Genomic DNA, 16,146 nt, shown 5'->3' on the forward strand with positions numbered 1-16,146 from the left:
CATCGGATACGTCAGCTGCGGCGAACTCTCCTTAAGCTCGAAACGTATAGTTGCTGATCGAGGCCGGTTTCATCTCGATGGAGAAGCCCGGCAGGGTGGGCGGCATGTAGGCGGCGTTCTCGATCCGGCAGGGGTCGAGGAAGTGTTCGTGCAGATGATCGACATATTCGATAACGCGGCCTTTCTTGGTGCCGGACACCGCGACGTAATCGATCATCGACAGATGCTGCACATATTCGCAAAGGCCGACGCCGCCCGCATGCGGCCAGACCGGCAGGTCGAACTTGGCGGCAATCAGCAGCACGGCCAGAACCTCGTTCAGCCCACCCATGCGGCAGGAATCGATCTGCACGATGTCGATCGCGCCCTCGGCGATGAACTGCTTGAACATGATGCGGTTCTGGCACATCTCGCCGGTCGCGACCTTCACCGGGGCGATCGCCTGGCGGATCTTGCGGTGGCCAGCGACATCGTCAGGGCTTGTGGGCTCCTCGATGAAGAAGGGCTTGGCGAAGGAGAGCGCCTTCACCCAGTCGATCGCCTGGCCGACGTCCCAGACCTGGTTGGCGTCGATCATCAGGTAACGATCGGGGCCGATCACTTCACGGGCGATCCTCAGGCGGCGGGTATCGTCTTCCAGGTCGCGGCCGACCTTCATCTTGATATGGTTGAAGCCGGCATCGATCGCCTCCTGGCAGAGGCGCCGCAGCTTCTCGTCGCCATAGCCCAGCCAGCCGGCCGAGGTCGTGTAGCAGGCGTAACCCTCCTTTTCGAGGATTGCGATGCGTTCGGCCTTGCCCGCCTCGGCACGCTTCAGGATCTCGACCGCCTCGGCGCGCGTCAGCACGTCGGTGAGATAACGGTAGTCGACGATATCGGCGATCGCTTCCGGCGACATTTCGGCGACGAGCCGCCAGACGGGCTTGCCGGCCTGCTTGGCGAGCAGATCCCAGACGGCATTGACGACCGCGCCGGTCGCCAGATGAATGGCGCCCTTTTCCGGGCCGATCCAGCGCAGCTGGCTGTCGCTGGTCAGATGCCGCCAGAAGGCGCCGGGATGGGCCAGAACCTCTGTGAGGTCGGCACCGACGACGAGGTGGCGCATCGCTTCGATCGCCATGCAGCAAATGTCGTTGCCGCGGCCGATGGTGAAGGTCAGGCCGTGGCCGGCAAGATCAGGCGCATCCGTATCGAGAATGACGTAGGCGGCCGAATAATCCGGATCGGGGTTCATCGCATCGGATCCGTCCAGGCTTTGCGACGTGGGAAAGCGGAGATCGAAGACACGAAGGTCGGTGATGCGGGTCATGGTGTTTCTCCCGATTATATTGGCCGATTATATAGAGCTGATTGCAGTGGGCGGACCGGCCGGCAAGACTGCCGGGCCGGCCGCATCCGCTGAAATCAGATCGTCCAGCCGCCGTCGATAGCGATCGCCTGGCCCGACGTGTAGGTCGCACCGGCGAGATAGACGGCGAGATCGGCGATCTCTTCCGGCGAGCCGAGCCGGCCCATAGGCTGGCGGGCGATGAAGGCGGCGCGCGCCGCGTCGTAATCACCCTGCGCCCGCATCCGATCCTGCAGCGACGGGCTTTCCACCGTGCCGGGGCAGATGGCGTTGCAGCGGATGCCCTGACCGACGTAATCGGCGGCGACGGCTTTGGTGAGCCCGATCACCGCCGCCTTGGTGACGCCGTAGGCGAAGCGGTTCGGCACGCCCTTGATGCTGGAGGCGACGGAGGCCATGTTGATGATCGCCCCGTCCTTGCGCTCGATCATGCCGGGCAGCACGGCGCGGATGGTGCGGATCATCGCCTTGACGTTGAGGTCGAAGGCGAATTCGAGATCGGAATCCTTCATCTCGAGGATCGAGCCGGCATGGACGAAGCCGGCGCAGTTGAACAGCACGTCGACGGCTCCGATCTCGGCGACCAGAGCCTTGACCGCATCCTCTTCGAGCACGTTCAGCTTATGGGTGGCAACGCCGGTTTCCGCGGCAAGCGTCGCGAGCGCCTCGGTGTTGATGTCGGTCGCGTGGACCTTGGCGCCGATCGCGGCAAAGGCTGCCGCCGTCGCCCGGCCGATGCCCTGGCCGGCGGCGGTGATGAGAACGGTCTTGCCGGAAAGTCTGCTTGTCATATCACGGGCCTTTTCTGGAATGTCTACGCTGGACGATGGAGTGCGGGTCATGTCTTGGCGAAGCTCAGTCGTGATGGAACGGCTTGTCCATTATCGTCCGCCATTCGCCTTCTTTGCGCGTTTCGACCGGGTTCTGGCAAGATGCGCGCAGCTCTCCGTGTTAAATGGAGGAGTTGCCACTGCTGCAAAGGCAGAGCAGCTCCTCCCGTCGCCGCCCTGCTCTTCAGTGATGATTTGTCTGTTTATAGACAAACAGACGATTGGCCAAGGGTCAAGTGCGAAGTTTTCCTTTTCCGGCTGCGGTTCTGCGTATATGCAGAGTGGTATTCACAGGAGGAAGGAATGGAGACCGACGAGTCCGACCGCTATCGTGCTCCTGCCCTCGACAAGGGCCTCGATATCCTGGAGCTGCTTGCCGGCGTCGACAGCGGTCTCACCCAGGCTGATATTGCCAAGCGGCTCGACCGCAGCCCCAACGAATTCTACCGCATGCTCGATCGCTTGGTACGGCGCGGTTACGTCACCCGACTGGATGGCGACCGCTACTCACTGACGCTGAAGCTCTTCGGCCTTGCGCAGCTGCATGCGCCGGTGCGCCGGCTCGCCTCTTACGCCACGCCGCTGATGCGCGATCTTGCCCAGCGCACGCGCCAGGCCAATCACCTCGCTGTCTTCGATCGGGGTGCTGCCGTCGTCATCGCCCAGCAGGAGGCGCCGGACTATTGGGGATTTTCAATCCGCATCGGCGCCCATATCAGCCTCTTCGATACCGGATCGGGGCATGTGCTGCTGGCCTTCCGCAGCGAGGAGGAGCGGGAGATGATGATCTCGGAACATGTGCGTAGCCGCGCCGACGTCGAACTCGGGCCAGAATTCTACGATCGTCTCGACCAGATCCGCGAGCGCGGCTACGAGATGATGGCGAGCGCCCAGACTTCAGGCGTCTACAATCTTTCCGCTCCCGTCCTCGGACCGGACCGCCGCTGCATCGCCGCCCTCACCTGCCCCTTCATCGCGCTCGTGAATGCCCCGTCGGCTCCCGATATCACCCAGGCGATCACGCTGGTGCAGAAGACCGCCGCCCAGCTTTCGCTGCTTGCCGGCGCCGATGTCGTCACCCCTGCCTGAGGCCCAAGAATTTCTATTTGAACAATCCATTCACCAGGGATAGTTTCACGAAACCATCTGGGAGGAAGAGCGTGTTCATCGACACCCATCTGCATATCATCGATCGAGCGGCCCTGCCCTATCCCTGGCTTTCCGGCACGCCTGATCTCGATCATGATTTCCTCTACGAGGCCTATGCGACGGAGGCCCGGCGCTGCGGCATCACCACGGTGCTGCATATGGAGGTCGACGTCGATCCCGCCGCCATGCAGGCCGAGACCGATCACGTCGCCGGCATAGCCAAAAAGGAAGGCAGTCTGCTTGCCGGCGCCATCGTCTCCTGCCGGCCGGAAGAGGAAGGCTTTGCCGCCTATCTCGAGCGGCAAAAGGCCGATCCCTTCGTCAAGGGATTCCGCCGCGTGCTGCATGTCGTGCCCGATGATGTCTCCGAAGGCGCCCTGTTTCGCGAAAACATCAGGCGCATCGGCGGCAGCGGCCTGACCTTCGACCTTTGCACCTTGCCGCATCAGGCGAGCCGTGTGACCGCCCTCGTCGATCTTGCGCCTGATGTGCAGTTCGTGCTCGACCATTGCGGCGTGCCGGATATCCGCTCGGATGCCTTTGAGCCCTGGAAGGCGGGCATTTCAGAGATTGCCCGGCGGCCGAACGTCGTCTGCAAGATTTCCGGCGTCGTCGCCTATACCGATGCGAAGACTTGGACGGCGCAAACGCTACAACCCTATATCGAACATGTGACCGCAAGTTTCGGCTGGGACCGCGTCGTCTGGGGCAGCGACTGGCCGGTCTGCACGCTCGGTGGCGGCCTCTCTACCTGGGTTGCGGCGACCCATGCCATGCTTTCCGGCGCGAGCGCGACAGAGCGCTCGAAGTTGCTTTTCGCCAATGCACAGCGCCTCTGGTCGCTCTGACGTCATAAAATAAAGCGACCGGTCTCCTGGATGTGCCATTTCGGCATGTTTTTTGTACCATTCCGGGACAAAAAGGGCCAGATTTTCGGGTTTAACTCTATCTACATGCAAGCAATTGCTAGCCTTATTTATCTCGGCTAAAAGTTGTTGACACGGATATGGCGAATAACCCCTTGTCCGCTGCCTTCAGAAGGGAAATGAGATGAAAGAAGAACCGCATTCCGTCGATGTTCACGTCGGAAAGACGATCCGCATCCAGCGTCTGTTGAGGAAAGTTTCTCAAACGGAACTGGGCGATCGTGTGGGCGTAACGTTCCAGCAGATCCAGAAATACGAAAAGGGCTCCAACCGCGTTTCCGCCAGCATGCTGGTCGAAATCGCCGGCGCGCTGAAGGTCGATGTCAGGACGTTTTTCGACGATCTGTCGACCCCTGATACAGCCAACGACAACGCCGCTCCGAGCGAGGAATTCGTTATTTCGCGCGAAGGCGTGCTTCTCAATGCGGCGTTCTTTTCGATCAAGAACGAAGCGCTTCGCAAGAAGATCCTGAAGCTGGTCCAGGCGATTGCCAACACCGGACAGTTGGATACTGAAGCGGCCGAATAGACCGGTTGTCCTTCACGCGCTCCGAACGGACCGCATGAGGATCAATGGCGGTTGATCGAGATCAAAAGCAATCGATCGGGCTCAATGGCGATCGATCAGGATTAGATTCTCGCTGGCATCCTTCATTGCGATCTTGGCTTTGCTGCCGAGCAGCTTCTCGAGATTGACGTCAAGCTCCCTGTCGGGGTCTATGCCGTCCCAATCGATGACGACCTGCAGCAGCGCCATGTTCGTCAAATGCGTCAGATTGCGCAGCTGAAGCTTTTCAGCCTCATCCTTGGCTGCCGACAGCAGCCGGAAGATCCTTGCATATTCGCTGCCGGTAGCTTCGTTGTGGTGTTCAAACATCGTTCCCGCCCTCTTTGGTCGTGGAACCCTACGATTCCATCATTACTGCATCTTCCGCCGCGACCGTTATTCAAGCGTTACAGGAACCGCATTGCGCGTGACTTCGGCGTGCAGGAGCTCCCAGTGCGAGGTTGCGGCAAAGCGCCAGTCACGGTTGACAGGGCGGAATTTGTCCCGGCGCAGCCATTCCAGCACCAGTAACGCGTCGCCCCGCTTGCGCTCGACCCGGTTCCCGCGGATGGCGGCGAGGATGTGATCGCGGCGCGGCCTGCGGAAATGGCACTCGTCGGCCACCTTCGCATAGGTGCGCTCGGAGAAATGCAGGAAACGGCCGGCAAGCAGCAGCTTCTTGCGCTCGCCGGACGAGATTTCGCCGTTGGCGTAAAGCGCATCGATAGTCGGCTCGAAATCGACCCAGGGTACGGAAAGCGGCAGCCAGCCGAGCTCCTGCGGCGCATGCACCAGCGCAACGGCCTCGTCGTCGAGCAGCCGCCCGGACTCATAGTCTTCGAAGACCGAGCCGAGCCCCACCATGCCGAAGGGCGCGCATTCGGCTGCCCGCAACGCGCCCATGCTGGCGCCGCCGGCAACGGCGACATCGTGTTCGAGTGCGTAAAGTATTTCCTTGTGCCAGACCGAGGGCAGATCGCCGAAATAGCCGTCGACGAGACCGATCGCGGTGGCGCCGTCCTCAACGGCTTTCAGGATGTCGCCGCAGGCGGCCGGTGGCCGGAAATCGATGCGGGGGGACATGGCTCTTGCCGCGGCAAGATCGCTGCCCAGGCTCGGGCCGACGAACAGCACTTTCATGATTCGGCTCCTCTCATGGTGTTGACCGCGCGCAGGCCGAGCTGGATGTATTGGCCTGAAATATCGACCTCCAGTCCCGGCACGATCACCCTGACGACGGAGACCGGCAGGGCCGGGTGCGGAAACGGCACGACGACGATCTGCTCGATACCGGTCGCCGCCAGCCGCTCGGAAATATGGCCGATGGTGTCCTGGATCGTCGCCGGGCGGCGATCGCGGGCCTGGAACGAGCGCATCCGGCCGCTGCCCTCGCAGAGTTCAACCACCTGCTGCATCGCCGCACTCCTGTCGAGCCGCTGATAGATGCGCGGCGAGAAATCGTCGCGGCTGCCGGCAATCGCGGTCAGCCGGCTCTGCGCCGCTTCGGTGATGGCGCGCAGCGCGGCGCGCACGGGATCGGGATGGCAGCCGCAGCCACCGCAGACATGCGACCAGCGCGCGTCGACACGGTCGGAAAGGTTGCCTGGCATGATGACCGCCAGAAAAGCGGGAACGCCGATATCCGTCGTCATGTCGAGGAGCAGCAGTTTCATGCCGGCCCGGGTGATCCGGTCGGTCATGACGTCGATGACCGCATCGCCGAAGGAGGCGGGGTCGATGCGGCTCTCCTTCAGGCGCTCGGGCGATTTCAGCTGGGTCAAGGCCCAGGCGTCGCGCTCCACCAACTCGCAAAGTCCATGCAGGACCGCCTCGGACGGCGTGTTGCCGGAGGCAAGCCCATCGCTCGACTGCTCGAAGCCCGGCGGCCTCTCGCCGCGATGGTCGAGACCGACAAGCCACCAGGGCACGAAGACGCTGCTGCCGGAAAGGACGTCGAACCCCGTGCACCAGGGAATAGGACTGCTGCCGATCTCGTCGGGCGCGCAGCGTGCGACATTGTCGAGATCGATCATGGCGGCACGCTCCGCCCGCATGCTCTCGACCGTCGCCTGCGTCAGGTCGGCGGGGGCAATTTCGGCGATCCGCGTCTCGACCGCCTCCATCGCCGCCGAGGCCATGGCGGCATCATTGTCGATACCCTTGCCCTGAAAGACCGACAGCGTATGGCTGTTCGGCCTTGTTGCGAAGGCGACAGGGATGTTCAGAACGTCGAGTGCGGTCAGCAGACCGACGCGCGTGATGCCGAATTCGCGCAGATGGGGCCTGATGGCCGCCAAGGTCTGCGCCGGCGTGACGGCGCGGTCATGATAATCGCTGACACCGGCCGATGATCGTTTAAGGTCACCGGCAAGCGTTTCAAGGTCGGTGAAAGCGGACATGCCGATTTGTTCCTTAGCGGAACTTCAGGGCATGTGTGAGGTTTTCGAGACCGTTCGGAGCGATGTTGAGTTCGTCCTGCTTCATCGCGGCCTTGGCTGCAGCCGAGAAACGCGGCTGAGAGAGAATTGCGGCATTGGTTTCAACGTTGGTTTTCATTTTCCATCTCCGATAGGGAAGGCAGCGGGAGGCTGCCGTTAACCGTCGGAGAGGAACATTGCCTGCGTCATTTAAGCGTTACAGGCTTATTTAAAAGGCAATGGATCAGGGAAGTCCGGCCAGATGCAGGCCATGAATCAGCGATTCCGTGTAGCGGGGGTCGCGATCAGGAACGAAATGGCGGATATCCTCACACCGGAAATCCGGGAAACTTTCCAGAACCACCTTTGCATATGTGTGGGCATTCGTCATGTCGCCTGCCATGGCATGGGCGGCGGCGAGCAAGCGAGCCGTCGCCTGCTTTGATCTCACTGGCTCAAGCGCCTCGATCGTCTTTTCATATTCCCCGCGGTCGAAGTGAATGCCGCCGAGATTCCAGTAGTAATAGTCAGGCGGCAGGGGATTGAGCCTGAAGGCGGCCTTATTCAGCTCCAGCGCTTCGTCGAAGTCGCCATTGTGGCACCGGGCATCGGCATAGTCGGCGAGGATGTCGGCGTCGTTAGGATTGAGATCCTGAGCTTGCTGGAAATATTCCAGGCTTTCGTCAAAGCGGCGGCGATAGAGCGCCACGAAGCCGAGCTCGCGGTAGGCCCGGCCGCTGTTCGGGTCGGACTGCTGCGCCTGCCGGGCAGCACCGTTCGCCTCGTCGAGCAATTCCTTGTCCCGCATGCCGCGGATCAGCCATTCCATGCCGAGCGCGCGCGACATGCCGGCATGGGCGGCAGAGAAATGTTCGTAACGATTGAGCGAGGATTTGAACCATTTGCGCGCCTGGCGCAGATGCTGCAGGTCGGTCTGGGCGATCAGCCGCTTGCCTTCCAGGTAGAGACGGTATGCGGACGGCGGCGCCTCGCCGATCGGCATCGCCAGTTCGTGACGTTCGATCGTGTCGGCGAGCGAGGAGACTATCCGTCGCGTCAGATGCGCGAAGGATTCACTGATCTTCTGCATGACCAGCGGCAGTTCGATGGCCCAGATCACTTCCGAGGTCGTCGTCCGCGTCAGCCGGCAGGTCGCATAGACATCCTCGTCGCGGCCCTGGATGGTGACGTAGACCGCATAGTCGAAGCTGAGGTCGAGCGGACCGGGCACGGCACGCGACGGATCGATCGAACGGCTGAGGATCTCCAGGCTCGTATGCGCGGCGATCACCTTGAAGCCGCGCTGCTGGCTGAGGCCGATGGTGACGTCTTCGAGAAGCGCCCTGCCGACGCGCTCCATCAGCGGATCGGTGAAGATGCTTTCCGGCGGCAGGATGATGATACGCGGCTGACCAAGCGGACCGACGGAAAGGTTGGGCGCCGACTGAGGATGTCCCGATGTCGCCTGTGCTGCCGGCACCAGGTTAAGTTCGCGGGCAAGAGCGGTGGTGCTTTCTTCCGGCTCGGTGTCGAAATCGTCCTTCAGCTGGCTCTTGCACTTCAGATAGGCCTGACGCGCCGCTGCCGGATCGTTCATCCTGACATAGGTGCGCATCAAGGCGCGATAGGCCGTCTCGCTGGCAGGGTCGAGTTCCAGCAGGCGCCTGGCAAGCGTGACCTGCTCTTCATCAGATCTGCCTTCCGATGTCTCGACCAGCCGGGTGAGATGGGCGGAGCGCAGCTCGTCGGTACGCTGGCGCTCAAAGGTCAGCCAGTCCTCGGCGCCCTGCGTCGGCGATTTGACGCCTTCGAGCAATTCGCCGTTCAGGAGGTCTTCGGGTGCGAGCGGCCCTTTCTGCTTCAGGATATGAACGTCGACCTCCCAGCCATCTGCAAGGCCGATGTGGGTTCGGGTCGGGGCAAGCAGCGGTGGAAGGCCGGCGGGAACGCTTTGTTCGATGCGCGCCAGCAGCTGGCGCAGGCTGCCAGCCCGTTTTTCCGGCAGTTCCGATTGCCAGAGCTGTCGCCTGACGGTTTCGCGGTCGAGTTCTAAATTGGGTTCGGCGGCGAGCATGGCGAGGAGAAAATAAGACTTCTCCGGCAAGGGGAGTTCCTTCCCCGCCGCCAGCAATCTCGGTCTTCCGAGCAGGCACAGCCTGTTCGTCAGCATCTGCCGGATGTCCGTCGCATCTCGGTTCTCACCCCTGAAAGCCAAGGCGCACAAGCGCACCGGCCAGTCCAAACTATGTTAGAGCCATTAGAGGCCGACGCATAGCGGTTTTGCTTTAAAAAGAGGAAGTTTCATCGAATATTTGCATATTCTCGCGCCACACGGGGAGGCAATGCTTTACCAACACTTTCGTGAAGATGCGGTTTGCCTGTCGTGGCGGCAAGTTATTTCCGCTGCCGATGGTCCCCATCCCCCGCTTTTCCCGACCAAATCGCTGCCGCGTTAAAGGCCGAGCGCCTTGATGTGCTCGATCGAACGTCGGGCAAAGCGGCGCCAGTCGGCCGGATTGTCATGCTCAGTGACGATATGCTCAGCCTTTGTCTCGCGGAAGAGTGGTACGAATTTTTCCCAGTCGATGATGCCGTCGCCGGTCGCAGCCCAACCGTCTTCCGTCGTGGTGCCCTTCGGTGCCATGTCCTTCATCTGGATAGCGACGATGCGGTCGGCGAATCTCTTCAGTTCGGCCGCCGGATCGGCGCCGGCGCGGGTGATCCAGCCGCAATCGATCTCGAACCAGACAGTGTCGCCGCCACCATCGAAGATATGGTCGATCGGCCGCGAACCGTCGGCCAGCGCAAAGAATTCGAAATCGTGATTGTGCCAGGCAACCTTGAGCCCGTGTTCCGCCGCCTGCTCAGCGCCTTCGGCCAATTGCGCGCCCAGGCTCCTCCAATAATCCGCCGTCGTGCCGCGCTCTTCGGCTGCCACATAGGGCGGGATCATGATGGTGGCGCCCATCGTCAGCGCGATGTCGATGAAGCGCTGCGGTTCCTCGACCAGCCCCTTCAGCGGCATGTGAAAACAATGGCATTTCAGTCCAGCATCGTCGAGCGCCGTGCGGAAAGCCTTGGGATCGGCTTCATAAGCCGGAAGCCAGGGCTCGATCGCGTCGTAGCCGAAAGCCTTCAGCTCGGGAAACTGGGCAAAAAGTGGCGGAAAATTGCGCGAGGAGTAAAGCTGGTAGGAGATCGGATAGGTCAAGTCTTTGCTCCTTTCGTGCCGGCCTCAGCTTCGGCCGGTGGTGCTTTCCCGGATGACGAGATCCGGCTCGATCATGGTGACACGCGGGTCGGGCAGCCCGTCCTTGGCGGCGACGAGCCGCATCAGCCGCTCGACGGCAAGCTCGGTGACGATGTCGACGGCGTAGTTGACGCTCGAAATCGGCGTTGCGGCATGTTCGGCGAATTCGATATTGTCGAAGCCGATGATGGCGACATCTTTCGGCACGTTCACGCCGTTCTTCTGGCACCAGCGCAAGGCGCCGATCGCAAGGGAATCATTGGCGGCGAAGACGCCGGTCGGCCGATTGGCAGCGCTCATCAGCTGGTCCATTGCCCAATAGCCCTTCATCACCGAATGGCCCTGCGGGTCGGCCGTCAGCACCGGCTCGAAGGCGATGCCGGCTTCCGAAAGCGCCTGCAGGTAGCCTTCGCTCTTTTCCAGATTGCCGAGCGGATTGGCGCTGTCGATGATGCCGATCCTGCGATGGCCGGTGTCGATCAGGTGCCGCGTCGCCTTATAGGCGCCGCGCCTCTCATCGACGCAGACCGCGTCGATGCCGGAATCCGGATCGCCGACGAGCAGCACGATCGGATAGTTCGACTGGCGGATCTTGCGGATATGATCGAGCTTGCGATGGCTGCGGGGATAGATGAGCATGCCGTCGACCTGGCGCGAGCGGAACATTTCCAGCGCCCTGATCTCCTCCTCCGGATCGTTGTTGGAGGTGGCAAACAGCGTACCGTAGCCCCTGTCGGCCAGCTCCAGTTCGATCGCCTGCGCCGTGCGCATCAGCGTCGGATTGGTGATGTCGGTGAGGATAAGGCCGATCGTCTTCGTCTCGCGGCTGACCAGCGACTGGGCGATGTGGTTCGGCAGGTAATTCAGCGCCTCGGCGATGTTGCGGATCAGCTGGCGCGTTTCCTCCGGGATGCGCGGGCTGCCGCGAAGCGCCAGCGAGACCGTGTTCACGGAGAATCCGGTCTTGTCGGCAATGTCTTTGAGGCGGACGCTCGATCTGGTCATCGTGAGGGCGGCTATATGTCCTGATGCTTAATCTTCCTTCCATAACCTTCCCCCGTGGAAAGCGAAAGCTTCCACCGGGAAAGTGAAAGTCTCCGCCCGGGGGAGCGGAAGCTTTCCGGGGAAAGCGGAAGCGAAAGCCGCGGGATTGCCGCCCCACGGCTTTCCTCGATCCCCTTTATTTTCCTTCGGCATGCAGCCGTTTGATGCCCTGATATTGCAGGCAGTCCGGATGCATCTCCATCAGCTCGATGCGGTTGCCGTCGGGATCCTCGATCCAGGCCTGGCGATTGCCGTCGAGGCCCGGCTTGATCTCGGCCGTGAGCTTGATGCCGGCCGCCTGGATCCTCGCCGCCGTCGCATCCAGATCCTCGATGGTGAAGCACATGTGGTTGACGCCGTTGGCGTTCCAGCCGGGCGCCCGGTCGTTTTCTGCGCCAGGAAAGATTTCGAGATAGTGGTCGTCGGTGATGCGCAGATAGACGAGCCAGGTCGAGCCGTCGTCGTTCTTCAGGCGCAGCATCTCAGGAAAACCAAGGCGGTCGCGGTAGAAATCGAGTGACGCCTCGAGGTCCTTGACCTTGATGGCGACATGGCCGTAGCCGGTAATTCCAAGCATGTTTCCTCCTCACGGGCAACGTCGGTCGCCGCCGTCAACAGCGTTCCGATCAACAGAAGCCAATTTGCATTAACGATAATACAGAATCACAATTGTACGCAGCGCGCGGAATTGTCAACCGTCGGCGGATTCAATCCCAATCGGGCCCCCAGTCGGGATCGATGGTGCGCTGGTTGCGGTCGAGCATCTCTATGAGGGCGATCTCCTCCTGTTTCAGCTGCAGTTTGCCGGCGGCGAAATTCGAACGGATGCGTTCGGCCCGGCTCGACGTCGGAATGGCGCAATAGCCCTTGGCGAGTTCGAAGGCGATGATCACCTGCTCGACCGTGGCAGCGTGATTGCCGGCGATTGAGCTGAGCACGGGATCCCCGGATAGCGTGCCGCGGGCGATCGGCAGATAGCAGGTGACGAGGATGTCGTTTCGCTGGCAGTAATCTGCGAGTTTCTTGTTCTGTATCAGTGGGTTGAGTTCAAACTGATTGTTGATGATACGCCCTTTGCCGATGATGGCTTCTGCTTGTTGCAGTAGCGCGATGGTGAAGTTGGAGACGCCGATCAGCCGCGTCAGCCCCCTCTCCTGCGCCTCGGCGATCTGCGAGAGATAGACCTCAAGGGCAATGGCGCCGTTGGGCGCCGGCCAATGGATGAGCGTCAGGTCGACCCGGTCAATGTGCATCGCCTCCAGGCTCTTTTCGAGCGAAGGGATGAGCTTGCCTTCGCCGAAATGATCGGTCGAGATCTTCGTCGTCATGAAGACCTCGCTCCGCGCAATGCCGGATCGGCGCAGCGCCTCGCCGGTCTCGAATTCCGTGTCGTAGGTCTGCGCGGTATCGAGGTGCCGATAGCCCGTCTCCAGCGCGCAGAGGATGGCGTCTATGCCCTCCTTGCCGTTGCGGCCATAGGTGCCGAAACCCAATTGCGGTATAAGTTGCTGATTTTCCATATGAATTCTCTTTCCTTCCGGTCGCGTCCGGCCGGCCTGGCCGAGCTTATGGCCAGTTCCGAGCGATATTGGGCGAAAATCGTCTGTTGACGTATGCCCATTTTTGATCTTAGTTTAACGATAATACAAGCCTGTTAAGGTTTGGTCCAATGTGGGAGCGTTGGTCTGGGAGGAAGAGATGCAACTACGCTGGAGCCGGTTGATGCCCCAGCTGGCTCTTGCGCCGGCTGTTGCCGTCACCTTCGTCGCATTCATCGGCGCGATCGGCTGGACGGCATGGCTTTCGCTGACGCGCAGCCGCCGCGTTCCGGAATATGAGATCGACTGGAGCCAGTGGACACGCCAGTATGAGCGGCTGTTCAACGATGCCGGCTGGGCGATCTCGCTGCACAACCTGGTCATTCTTGGCATCGGCAGCGCCCTTGCCATCGTCTTCGGCTTCATCCTCGCTGCGATGATCGATCGCGAATGGCGCGGCGAGAGCTTCTTCCGCACGGTCTTCCTCTACCCGCTTGCCGTCTCGCTGATCGTCACGGGTGCCGCCTGGCGCTGGATCTTCAATCCGCAGCTCGGGCTTCAGAATTTCCTGCATGGTCTTGGCTTCACTTCGGTCAGCTTCAACTGGCTGGCGAGCCCCGAGACCGCCATGTATGCGATCATTCTCGCCTCGATCTGGCAGAGCTCCGGCTTCTACATGGCCCTGATGCTATCAGGCCTGAAATCGATCAACACCGAAATCTGGAGTGCCGCGCGCCTCGACGGCGTCAGCTTCTGGCGGCTCTATCTGGAGATCATCATCCCGATGATGAAGTTCACCTTCATCACCTGCGCTATCCTGCTCTCCCTCGGTGTCATCAAGGCCTACGACGTGATCGTAGCGATGACCAATGGCGGGCCTGGCAATTCCACCTGGGTTCCGGCCTATTTCACCATCAACGCGCTCTCGGCCAAGAGCAATATCGGCTACGCCTCGGCTGCCGCGATCACCATGCTTGTCATCACCGCGCTGATCTTCCTGCCGCTGGTGCTGATCACCACCTGGCAACAGCGCCGGGCGAACGGGGGATCGCGATGACGATGGTGACGCAAGCAGCAGTGCTGGAAGATGCGGCGAACGCTTCACCCGGCCCGCGCCAGCCCTTCTTCCCCCGCAAGAAGAAACGCATCCCCGGACGCTCGATCGCCATACTGCTGTTCCTGACGATGTGCGCGCTGTTCTTCTGCGTGCCCCTCTATGTCGTCGTCGTCACCTCGTTCAAGACGATGGACCAGATCCGCGAGGGCGCGATCTTCTCGCTGCCGCATGTCTGGACGCTCGAGGCCTGGGACCACGCCTGGAACAAGGCCTGCTCCGGCATCAACTGCAACGGTTTGAAGGTCGGCTTCTGGAATTCGGTGCTGATCCTCTTCCCTTCGCTGATCCTGTCGATCGCCTTGTCGATCGTCACAGGTTATGCGCTGGCGCTCTGGAATGTGCGCTGGGCGAATGCCTTTCTCTTCCTGCTCTTCATCTGCGCCTTCGTGCCCTTCCAGGTCATCATGTATCCGCTGATCCGCATCGCCGCGTCGATCGGCATCTATGGCACGCTCTGGGGCATCGCCGCGGTGCATGCCGTGCTCGCCATGCCGGTGCTGACGCTGATCTTCCGCAACTACTACAAGGACATTCCGCAGGAGATCATGCGGGCCGCGATCATCGATTCCGGCTCCTTCTGGCGCATCTTCATCGAGATCATCCTGCCGATGTCGGGCAATATCCTGATCGTTGTGCTCATCCTGCAGATCACCTCGATCTGGAACGACTATCTGATCGGCGTCACCTTCGGCGGCCTCGGCACCCAGCCGATGACCGTCATCCTCGCCAATCTCATCACCGTGTCCACAGGCGTCGTCGCCTATAACGACAATATGGCGGCCGCCCTGCTCACCGCCATTCCGCCCCTCGTCATCTATTTCCTCGTCGGCAAGTTCTTCGTTCAGGGGATCACCGCCGGCGCGATCAAGGGTTGACCCATGCCGCGTGTTTCCTTCGAACATATCGTCAAGTCGTTCGGCGCGGTGACGATCCTCGACGATCTCAATCTTGCGGTCGAGGATGGCGATTTCCTGGTGCTGCTCGGCCCTTCCGGCTGCGGCAAGACCACCCTGCTCAACCTGCTCGCCGGTCTGCTCGAAGTTTCCGACGGCCGCATCATGATCGGCGAGCGCGACGTCACCGATCTCGATCCCAGGGATCGCGGCCTCGCCATGGTCTTCCAGTCCTATGCGCTCTACCCGACCAAGACCGTCTACGGAAACCTGAAATTCGGCCTTGCCGCGAGCCGCCTCGAGCGGGCCGAGGTCGAGCAGCGCATCGCCGCTGCCGCCAAGCTGCTGCAGATCGAGCCGCTGCTTGCCCGCAAGCCCGGGCAGCTCTCCGGAGGCCAGCGCCAGCGCGTCGCCATCGGCCGGGCGCTCGTCAAGCAGGCCGGCGTCATCCTCTTCGACGAGCCGCTGTCCAATCTCGATGCGAAGCTTCGCACCGAGATGCGCCTGGAGATCAAGAAGCTGCACGACACGCTGAAGCCGACCGTCGTCTATGTCACCCATGACCAGATCGAAGCGATGACCATGGCGACGAAGATCGCGGTGATGGATGGCGGCCTCATCCAGCAATTCGGTACACCCGACGAGATTTACGGCAAACCCGCCAATCTTTTCGTTGCCGGTTTCATCGGCGCTCCGGCGATGAATCTCCGCCCGGCGCGGCTGAAGGTGGATGGCCATTGCGTCAAGGCGGGTTTCGATACCGGCGATACCATCGATCTCGGCGACTATGGTTTTGCGCAGCGGCCGGAAAGCGGTGCCGAGGTCGTCATCGGCCTCAGGCCCGAACATTTCGTCGTCGCCGATCAGCCGGTCGCCAACGCAGCGGCAAGCTTCGAGCTGCCGCTCAGACATACCGAACGCACAGGCTCCGACGCCACCGCCTATCTCGGTTTCGGTGATCAGTTGCTGGCGCTGCGCGTCGATCCGGACCGCGCAGCCGGCTTCAGCGCCGGCGAGAAGCTGCGCGCCGATTTTCCGCGCGGCAAGGTCAATGTCTTCGACGCCCGCACCGGGCGACGCATGTGAA

Annotated in this window: 17 protein-coding genes; 6 read left to right on the forward strand and 11 right to left on the reverse strand. The window is 61.4% G+C overall.

Going from position 1 to position 16,146, the window contains the following annotated elements; all coding sequences use genetic code 11:
- Nucleotides 1-31: 31 nt before the first annotated feature.
- Together A6U98_RS31310 and A6U98_RS31315 are read right to left on the reverse strand one after the other, a co-directional pair.
- Nucleotides 32-1,309 (reverse strand): L-fuconate dehydratase, encoded by a 1,278-nt coding sequence (locus A6U98_RS31310; RefSeq protein WP_064655008.1) that lies wholly within the window; start codon nt 1,307-1,309, stop codon nt 32-34.
- Nucleotides 1,310-1,404: 95 nt separating this feature from the next.
- Nucleotides 1,405-2,139 (reverse strand): SDR family oxidoreductase, encoded by a 735-nt coding sequence (locus A6U98_RS31315; RefSeq protein ID WP_064655010.1) that lies wholly within the window; start codon nt 2,137-2,139, stop codon nt 1,405-1,407.
- Nucleotides 2,140-2,481: 342 nt separating this feature from the next.
- Here A6U98_RS31315 and A6U98_RS31320 point away from each other — a divergent pair, with 342 nt between their 5' ends.
- The 3 genes from A6U98_RS31320 (at nt 2,482) to A6U98_RS31330 (ending at nt 4,782) form a co-directional block, all read left to right on the forward strand.
- The gene (locus tag A6U98_RS31320; protein WP_064655012.1) at nt 2,482-3,267 is read left to right on the forward strand and encodes an IclR family transcriptional regulator; all 786 of its coding nucleotides are present in this window, start codon (nt 2,482-2,484) and stop codon (nt 3,265-3,267) included.
- Nucleotides 3,268-3,338: 71 nt separating this feature from the next.
- Nucleotides 3,339-4,175 carry an amidohydrolase gene (locus A6U98_RS31325; RefSeq protein ID WP_064655014.1) on the forward strand — a complete coding sequence of 279 codons (837 nt, stop codon included), beginning with the start codon at nt 3,339-3,341 and terminating at the stop codon, nt 4,173-4,175.
- Between the two features lie 202 nt (nt 4,176-4,377).
- Nucleotides 4,378-4,782 (forward strand): helix-turn-helix transcriptional regulator, encoded by a 405-nt coding sequence (locus tag A6U98_RS31330; protein WP_025397650.1) that lies wholly within the window; start codon nt 4,378-4,380, stop codon nt 4,780-4,782.
- An 81-nt stretch (nt 4,783-4,863) separates the two neighbouring features.
- Here the strand turns inward: A6U98_RS31330 and A6U98_RS31335 are convergent, their stop codons facing one another.
- The 9 genes from A6U98_RS31335 to A6U98_RS31370 form a co-directional block, all read right to left on the reverse strand.
- On the reverse strand, nt 4,864-5,130 hold the full coding sequence (locus A6U98_RS31335; protein WP_064655015.1) for a hypothetical protein: 267 nt from the start codon (nt 5,128-5,130) through the stop codon (nt 4,864-4,866).
- 66 nt (nt 5,131-5,196) lie between these two features.
- On the reverse strand, nt 5,197-5,940 hold the full coding sequence (locus A6U98_RS31340; RefSeq protein ID WP_064655017.1) for a TfuA-like protein: 744 nt from the start codon (nt 5,938-5,940) through the stop codon (nt 5,197-5,199).
- Nucleotides 5,937-7,199: a YcaO-like family protein gene (locus A6U98_RS31345; protein WP_064655019.1), complete on the reverse strand. Its 1,263-nt coding sequence runs from the start codon at nt 7,197-7,199 to the stop codon at nt 5,937-5,939. The genes A6U98_RS31340 and A6U98_RS31345 overlap by 4 nt, the downstream gene beginning before the upstream one ends.
- Before the next feature lie 13 nt (nt 7,200-7,212).
- A complete protein-coding gene (locus A6U98_RS37395) occupies nt 7,213-7,356 on the reverse strand; it encodes a hypothetical protein (RefSeq protein ID WP_003548235.1) in 144 nt (47 codons plus the stop codon).
- Nucleotides 7,357-7,461: 105 nt separating this feature from the next.
- Nucleotides 7,462-9,447, reverse strand: a complete 1,986-nt coding sequence (locus A6U98_RS31350) for a BTAD domain-containing putative transcriptional regulator (protein ID WP_156667910.1) — start codon at nt 9,445-9,447, stop codon at nt 7,462-7,464.
- 222 nt (nt 9,448-9,669) lie between these two features.
- The gene (locus A6U98_RS31355) at nt 9,670-10,428 is read right to left on the reverse strand and encodes a sugar phosphate isomerase/epimerase (protein ID WP_064655021.1); all 759 of its coding nucleotides are present in this window, start codon (nt 10,426-10,428) and stop codon (nt 9,670-9,672) included.
- Nucleotides 10,429-10,452: 24 nt separating this feature from the next.
- The gene (locus A6U98_RS31360) at nt 10,453-11,472 is read right to left on the reverse strand and encodes a LacI family DNA-binding transcriptional regulator (protein ID WP_064655023.1); all 1,020 of its coding nucleotides are present in this window, start codon (nt 11,470-11,472) and stop codon (nt 10,453-10,455) included.
- Nucleotides 11,473-11,647: 175 nt separating this feature from the next.
- The gene (locus A6U98_RS31365; RefSeq protein WP_064655025.1) at nt 11,648-12,088 is read right to left on the reverse strand and encodes a VOC family protein; all 441 of its coding nucleotides are present in this window, start codon (nt 12,086-12,088) and stop codon (nt 11,648-11,650) included.
- Nucleotides 12,089-12,218: 130 nt separating this feature from the next.
- Complete coding sequence (locus tag A6U98_RS31370; protein ID WP_064655027.1) at nt 12,219-13,031, reverse strand: aldo/keto reductase; 813 nt, start codon at nt 13,029-13,031, stop codon at nt 12,219-12,221.
- Between the two features lie 202 nt (nt 13,032-13,233).
- On the opposite strand from A6U98_RS31370, the gene A6U98_RS31375 reads away from it, so the two are divergent.
- From A6U98_RS31375 to A6U98_RS31385, 3 genes are read left to right on the forward strand one after another with little or no spacing between them, the layout of a single operon-like run.
- On the forward strand, nt 13,234-14,106 hold the full coding sequence (locus A6U98_RS31375; RefSeq protein ID WP_245304589.1) for a sugar ABC transporter permease: 873 nt from the start codon (nt 13,234-13,236) through the stop codon (nt 14,104-14,106).
- A complete protein-coding gene (locus A6U98_RS31380; protein WP_082934021.1) occupies nt 14,103-15,041 on the forward strand; it encodes a carbohydrate ABC transporter permease in 939 nt (312 codons plus the stop codon). The genes A6U98_RS31375 and A6U98_RS31380 overlap by 4 nt, the downstream gene beginning before the upstream one ends.
- 3 nt (nt 15,042-15,044) lie before the next feature.
- Complete coding sequence (locus A6U98_RS31385; protein WP_064655031.1) at nt 15,045-16,145, forward strand: ABC transporter ATP-binding protein; 1,101 nt, start codon at nt 15,045-15,047, stop codon at nt 16,143-16,145.
- The last annotated feature ends 1 nt before the right edge of the window (nt 16,146 follow it).

The organism is Rhizobium sp. WYCCWR10014 (assembly GCF_001657485.1).
Classification (GTDB): Bacteria; Pseudomonadota; Alphaproteobacteria; order Rhizobiales; family Rhizobiaceae; genus Rhizobium.

Coding starts and splice junctions, on each gene's coding strand:
- A6U98_RS31310 (WP_064655008.1), bottom strand. CDS start 1,309: ATGACCCGCATCACCGACCTTCGTGTCTTCGATCTCCGCTTTCCCACG.
- A6U98_RS31315 (WP_064655010.1), bottom strand. CDS start 2,139: ATGACAAGCAGACTTTCCGGCAAGACCGTTCTCATCACCGCCGCCGGC.
- A6U98_RS31320 (WP_064655012.1), top strand. CDS start 2,482: ATGGAGACCGACGAGTCCGACCGCTATCGTGCTCCTGCCCTCGACAAG.
- A6U98_RS31330 (WP_025397650.1), top strand. CDS start 4,378: ATGAAAGAAGAACCGCATTCCGTCGATGTTCACGTCGGAAAGACGATC.
- A6U98_RS31335 (WP_064655015.1), bottom strand. CDS start 5,130: ATGTTTGAACACCACAACGAAGCTACCGGCAGCGAATATGCAAGGATC.
- A6U98_RS31340 (WP_064655017.1), bottom strand. CDS start 5,940: ATGAAAGTGCTGTTCGTCGGCCCGAGCCTGGGCAGCGATCTTGCCGCG.
- A6U98_RS31345 (WP_064655019.1), bottom strand. CDS start 7,199: ATGTCCGCTTTCACCGACCTTGAAACGCTTGCCGGTGACCTTAAACGA.
- A6U98_RS37395 (WP_003548235.1), bottom strand. CDS start 7,356: ATGAAAACCAACGTTGAAACCAATGCCGCAATTCTCTCTCAGCCGCGT.
- A6U98_RS31360 (WP_064655023.1), bottom strand. CDS start 11,472: ATGACCAGATCGAGCGTCCGCCTCAAAGACATTGCCGACAAGACCGGA.
- A6U98_RS31365 (WP_064655025.1), bottom strand. CDS start 12,088: ATGCTTGGAATTACCGGCTACGGCCATGTCGCCATCAAGGTCAAGGAC.
- A6U98_RS31370 (WP_064655027.1), bottom strand. CDS start 13,031: ATGGAAAATCAGCAACTTATACCGCAATTGGGTTTCGGCACCTATGGC.
- A6U98_RS31375 (WP_245304589.1), top strand. CDS start 13,234: ATGCCCCAGCTGGCTCTTGCGCCGGCTGTTGCCGTCACCTTCGTCGCA.
- A6U98_RS31380 (WP_082934021.1), top strand. CDS start 14,103: ATGACGATGGTGACGCAAGCAGCAGTGCTGGAAGATGCGGCGAACGCT.
- A6U98_RS31385 (WP_064655031.1), top strand. CDS start 15,045: ATGCCGCGTGTTTCCTTCGAACATATCGTCAAGTCGTTCGGCGCGGTG.